This is a genomic window from Microcoleus sp. AT8-B5, assembly GCF_036705565.1.
Classification (GTDB): Bacteria; Cyanobacteriota; Cyanobacteriia; order Cyanobacteriales; family Microcoleaceae; genus Microcoleus.
On sequence record NZ_JAUBUY010000124.1, the window covers coordinates 1 to 1196 of the forward strand.

Here is a 1196-nt window from a genome sequence, read left to right on the forward strand (position 1 = left end):
GGTAATCCCCCCACTTGTAGTGGGCGCCAGAAGTGGAGCTACGCTGCGAGGGCCAGCTTCATTGCTGGCGTGATGCCACCCAAAGCCATATTGGGGCGTTCGTGGTTGTACGTCCAGAGCCAGCGAGTCGCCGCAGCCTGGACTTCGTCGATGGTGTCGAACACGTGCTGCGCGAGCCAGTCGTAGCGCACCGTCCGATTGTAGCGTTCGATGTAGGCGTTCTGCTGGGGCTGCCCCGGCTGGATAAAGTCGAGGTGAATGCCCCGGCCCTTGGCCCACTGTTGCACGGTCTCACTGATATACTCGGGTCCGTTGTCGCAGCGAATAACCACGGGGACGCCGCGCCATTCGATCAGCTGGTCGAGCGCCCGGACCACACGCACCGCCGGCAACGAGAGGTCCGCCTCGATGATCAGGCCTTCGCGATTGAAGTCGTCCAGGACGTTGAACAGCCGGAAGCTGCGCCCGTCCGCCAGCTGATCGTGCATGAAGTCCATCGACCACACGGCGTTCGGCGCGTCTGGCACGGCCAACGGCTGTGGCGTCTCGCGCACGAGGCGTTGCCGCGGCTTGATCCGCAGGTTCAGCTCGAGCGCCCGATACACGCGGTAGACCCGTTTGTGATTCCACGGGAACTGCTTGACGTTCCGCAGATACAGGAAGCAGAGCCCAAAGCCCCACGTGCGATAGGTCGTCGTCAGACGGATCAGCCAGTCCGCGAGTTCCGCATCCGCCTCGACACGACGGCCGCGATGGCGATAGCACGTCTCGCTGATGCCGAACGTGCGACACGCATGCTGGATGGTGGTGCGCTCCGATTCGACCGCGTGCCGGGCCAGCGCGCGACGCTGCGCTGGCCTCACCATTTTTTTGCGAGGGCCTCCCGGAGCAGATCGGCGCTGAGCTGGGCATCCACGTACAGCTTCTTCAGGCGCCGATTCTCTTCCTCCAGTTCCTTCATCCGGGTCATCAACGACACGTCCATGCCCCCGAACCTGGATCGCCACTTGTAGAACGTGGCCGAGCTGATGCCGTGCGACCGGCAAAGCTCCGGCACCGGCGTGCCAGCCTCCGCCTCCTTCAGAACCGCGATGATCTGGCTATCCGTGAACCGCGACTTCTTCATGGGAACCTCCTCGAACTAGGGTACGAGAAAATTCCACTTTTGGCGACCGCTCTTTTCAGGGGGGATTACC

At 62.9% G+C, this 1196-nt stretch carries 1 protein-coding gene; it reads right to left on the bottom strand.

Translation table 11 applies throughout. From position 1 onward, the window contains the following. Positions 1–38: 38 nt before the first annotated feature. A protein-coding gene (locus QUB39_RS30480; protein ID WP_333485235.1) for an IS3 family transposase occupies positions 39–1126 on the bottom strand; the annotation gives its coding sequence in 2 pieces (ribosomal slippage) (positions 39–874 and positions 874–1126; 1089 coding nt in all). Positions 1127–1196 lie beyond the last annotated feature (70 nt).